Annotated in this window: 5 protein-coding genes; 1 reads left to right on the top strand and 4 read right to left on the bottom strand. The window is 50.5% G+C overall.

Annotated elements, in window-relative coordinates; translation table 11 throughout:
• Positions 1–42: 42 nt before the first annotated feature.
• Positions 43–633: an aminoacyl-tRNA hydrolase gene (pth, locus tag J1785_RS02835; RefSeq protein ID WP_037034067.1), complete on the bottom strand. Its 591-nt coding sequence runs from the start codon at positions 631–633 to the stop codon at positions 43–45.
• A 294-nt stretch (positions 634–927) separates the two neighbouring features.
• Between pth and ychH the strand changes: the two genes are divergently transcribed.
• Positions 928–1,206 (top strand): stress-induced protein YchH, encoded by a 279-nt coding sequence (gene ychH / locus J1785_RS02830; protein WP_129951345.1) that lies wholly within the window; start codon positions 928–930, stop codon positions 1,204–1,206.
• 123 nt (positions 1,207–1,329) lie between these two features.
• Here the strand turns inward: ychH and prs are convergent, their stop codons facing one another.
• From prs to lolB, 3 genes are all read right to left on the bottom strand, one after another.
• The gene (prs, locus tag J1785_RS02825; protein ID WP_013575591.1) at positions 1,330–2,277 is read right to left on the bottom strand and encodes a ribose-phosphate diphosphokinase; all 948 of its coding nucleotides are present in this window, start codon (positions 2,275–2,277) and stop codon (positions 1,330–1,332) included.
• Between the two features lie 162 nt (positions 2,278–2,439).
• Positions 2,440–3,303, bottom strand: a complete 864-nt coding sequence (gene ispE, locus J1785_RS02820) for a 4-(cytidine 5'-diphospho)-2-C-methyl-D-erythritol kinase (protein ID WP_217218764.1) — start codon at positions 3,301–3,303, stop codon at positions 2,440–2,442.
• Position 3,304: 1 nt separating this feature from the next.
• Positions 3,305–3,928, bottom strand: coding sequence for a lipoprotein insertase outer membrane protein LolB (lolB, locus tag J1785_RS02815; protein WP_129951343.1), 624 nt, complete (start codon positions 3,926–3,928; stop codon positions 3,305–3,307).
• Between the last annotated feature and the right edge of the window lie 208 nt (positions 3,929–4,136).

The raw sequence follows: 4,136 nt of genomic DNA, 5'->3' as shown, positions 1-4,136 counted from the left end.
CATTTGCGCCCGTTATCGTCAGTACTGATCGCAAAGTGGTGTTTAAAGCTCTGCTTTAAAAGTATGTAACCGACGCATGGTTTTTTCCAAACCTTCTTTCATCAGCAACTCAGTACAGCGCAGTGATTCATCAATCGCATCGTCGATTAGCTTCTGTTCGCTGGCCGGTGGCTTACCCAGCACAAATCCTACCACTTTACTTTTATCGCCAGGATGACCGATACCGATACGCAGACGGTAAAAGTTCGGGTTATTGCCGAATTTACTCTGAATATCTTTCAGGCCGTTATGGCCACCATTGCCGCCACCCAGTTTGATTTTCGCCATACCGGGTGGGATATCCAGCTCATCATGTGCCACCAGAATTTCATCCGGCTCAATGCGATAAAACTGAGCCATCGCCAGAACTGCTTTACCGCTGAGGTTCATAAAGGTGGTCGGCACCAGCAGCCGGACATCCTGACCTGCCAGTGACAGTCGGGCGGTGTAACCAAAAAACTTACTTTCTTCTTTCAGTTGCTGATTGTGCTGACGGGCGAGAAGGTCGACGTACCAGGCGCCGGCGTTATGGCGGGTCTGGGCGTACTCTGCGCCGGGATTGGCCAGCCCAACGATCAATTTAATGCTGCTCACGATGTTCGCTTCTTTAATCCGGTGAGGTGTAGCGGGCTAGTTTACCTGTCGCTGGTGGTTGTGCCAAACACCTGGCAGCGTTAATTCCTGCCGATGCATCAGAAACTGAATAGTTCATGGCGCTGACTATTAACCTTTCGAACGTATCTGTCTGGAAAACGTAAAGATTTGTCATTCAATATGCTCTGTCTGTGATCATGACCGCAAAGTGAACCGGATGGGACGTCTATAGTTAAAGGCAGGAAAAGACAAGACAGCAATGATGCTAAGACTATCGACAACCGGAGGTGACTTATGAAACGTAAAACCGCAACAATAATCGGCAATGGCCTGATGGGACTCGGTTTGCTCACAATGGTCGGTGGTGTTGGTTATTCTATCCTGAATCAGATGCCTGAACTGGGGTTACCGCAATTTCTGGCCCACGGAGCCATTGGGAGTATCTTTATCGGTGCTATTTTATGGCTGGCCGGTGCCAGAGTCGGTGGGCAAGAGCGTGTTGCAGACAGGTACTGGTGGGTGCGTCATTTCGATTCCCGCTGCACGAACGGTAAATCACACCGTCATTCCTGAGTGTATCAGAGAATGTTCTGATGTTCCGGGTCATAAAAAAACCGTTGTCGCTTTCGCGATAACGGTTTTTGCATTTCAGGTTCTGCAAAAGCAAAATGCCCCCTGAACACAGGGGCATGATGATTAATGCTCGAACATTGCAGAAATGGATTCTTCATTGCTGATGCGGCGGATAGCCTCAGCCAGCATGCCTGACAGGGTCAGGGTACGTACTTTTTTCAGTGCACGGATTTCTGCGGACAGCGGGATGGTGTCACATACAATCACTTCGTCGATCACGGAGTTTTTGATGTTTTCTACTGCATTTCCGGAGAAGATCGGGTGAGTGGCATACGCGAACACGCGTTTAGCACCGCGTTCTTTCAGTGCTTCAGCCGCTTTACACAGCGTGCCACCGGTATCGATCATGTCATCAACCAGTACACAGTCACGACCGGCGACATCACCAATAATGTGCATTACCTGAGAAACGTTTGCGCGTGGACGACGTTTATCAATAATAGCCATATCAGTGTCGTTCAGCAGTTTTGCAACGGCACGGGCGCGGACAACACCGCCGATGTCCGGAGAAACAACAATCGGGTTTTCCAGGTTCTGTTGCAGCATATCTTCGAGCAGGATAGGGCTGCCGAAAACGTTGTCTACAGGCACATCGAAGAAACCCTGAATTTGCTCTGCATGCAGGTCTACAGTCAGAACACGGTCAACGCCAACGCTGGACAGAAAATCAGCCACAACTTTAGCGGTAATAGGCACACGGGCAGAACGCACCCGGCGATCCTGACGTGCATAGCCGAAGTAAGGGATAACGGCGGTGATACGACCAGCGGAGGCGCGGCGTAAGGCATCAACCATGACCACCAGTTCCATCAGGTTATCGTTAGTAGGCGCGCAGGTGGACTGGATAATGAAAATATCTCCGCCACGTACATTTTCGTTAATTTGCACGCTTACTTCGCCGTCGCTGAAACGACTGACGGCGGCGTCACCAAGGCTGGTGTATAAACGGTTGGCAATACGTTGTGCTAGTTCCGGGGTGGCGTTACCAGCAAAAAGCTTCATATCAGGCACGAGAAGAACCTCAGGCTTGCGTCCAGGGAAGACATTGGCTTTTGGCACCACCGGGCGGTGAGCGGTACCAAAGCATTATGCTCACGATACTTCTAAATCTTACTACTTAAATCTGTTGAATAATTGGCTGGCAAAGAACAGACACAAAATCTCTGTGACTCTCTACGCTTTGCCCGCAGTTCTCAACCAGACGTCACGAAAACGGTGTAATGGCGATACATTAACACCTTGTGCGATAAAACCCCGACTCCACGACGGTGTTTTATCTAAAACATGACGGGCGGCAGATTCGGTGTTGAATTCTGCAAACACACAGGCACCGGTTCCGGTCAGTCGCGACGGCGCGTATTCTAACAGCCAAGAAAGTAGCTGTTCAACCTCGTAAAAACGTTTTCTCGCAATCGGTTCGCAATCATTTGCGTAAGGCGTGTCCAAAAGCACATTAACAGTGCGTTTTGGTGTATTTCTGGTCAGATCAGGATCACCAAAAATCACCGGCGTCGGAATACTGACACCCGGATGTGCAATCAGATACCATTTTTCTGCCGGTTCGACCGGCTGTAAGATCTCGCCGATGCCTTCAGCAAACGCAGCATGGCCCATCACAAAGACGGGCACATCCGCACCCAGCGTCACCCCTATTTGAGCCAGTTGAGGATCGGAAAGGCCGCAGTTCCAAATTGCATTCAGTGCCACCAGCACGGTGGCGGCATTGGAAGACCCCCCCCCCAGACCGCCCCCCATCGGAATACGTTTTTGCAATGTAATGTCTGCGCCCTGAGACGTGCCCGTGTACTGTTGCAGAAGACGTGCGGCACGTGTCACCAGATTGTCTGCATCCGCCACGCCTTCAACAGGTGTGGCCAGCACGATATTGCCGTCGGCGCGGACGTTAAAACTCAGGCTGTCACCATAATCTACAAACTGAAACAGGGTCTGCAGATTATGGTAGCCATCCGGACGCTGTCCGGTGATATAAAGAAACAAATTGAGTTTAGCCGGAGAAGGCCACCATTGCTGCGTCATATCAGTTTAGCGTCCAGTTATCCATTTTGAGCTTGATACGCTGTTCGCCCTGGGTCATTTCCAGACGTTGCGGGAGGGACGGTTTGGCATCTTCGTCATAACTCTGATACACCACGGTACCCGGTTTTCCGTTCTGCGTGAACTTAACTTGTGACAGGCGGTACTGGCTGTCGAGTGTGAAATCGGTGCCGTCACCTGGCAAACCGAGCATCCACAAACGCAGATTAGCCAGCGGAATCGACATACCGGTCAGCTTCTGGATCATGTCATCCGGATTATCACTGGTGTAATGCTTGCCTTCATTGTTGGTCAGCTGCGCAATCCCGCTTTGCACTTTCAATTCCATTTCCGTACTGCCCAGCGGATTGGTCAGCAACAGACGATAGCTGTCCGGGGAATATTGTTGCCAGAAGAAGCGCGCATAAACTTTTTGCTTATCAGAAAGATAAGCGAAAGAGCCACGGGTCTGATAATGCTCAAGCTGTTTAACCTGAGCTTCATGCTCACGCCATTGCGCAGAGGTCGGGCTGGTTGCCGGGCCTTTGGGTGCATTTATGGAACAGGCGGCAAGAACTAAACTTGCAAGAGGAAGAAGGCGAACGAAATGTGCTTTACGCATTGGCATAACCGATTAAATCCTTTGTGCTTTGGCGAAATGAGTTACCAGGACAAATGTGGCGAGCGTCAGTTTAGCACAGCCCGCGCGGCGGGTGATCTCAACCCTGCGCAGATGATCAGCGATTGAAAGACTTTGGGACAATGCTGATGTGTAAAAGGATTTAATTTAGATGACATCTTTCAAGGCATGACACGCGACACGCGGGTCAGCAAAC

It is taken from the genome of Rahnella perminowiae (genome assembly GCF_019049755.1).
Classification (GTDB): Bacteria; Pseudomonadota; Gammaproteobacteria; order Enterobacterales; family Enterobacteriaceae; genus Rahnella; species Rahnella perminowiae.
This window is presented reverse-complemented; position numbering and strand designations above follow the sequence as displayed.

Bases quoted from the DNA above. Each gene is read 5' to 3' on its own strand.
- lolB (WP_129951343.1), bottom strand. From the start codon at position 3,928: ATGCCAATGCGTAAAGCACATTTCGTTCGCCTTCTTCCTCTTGCAAGT.
- ychH (WP_129951345.1), top strand. From the start codon at position 928: ATGAAACGTAAAACCGCAACAATAATCGGCAATGGCCTGATGGGACTC.
- ispE (WP_217218764.1), bottom strand. From the start codon at position 3,303: ATGACGCAGCAATGGTGGCCTTCTCCGGCTAAACTCAATTTGTTTCTT.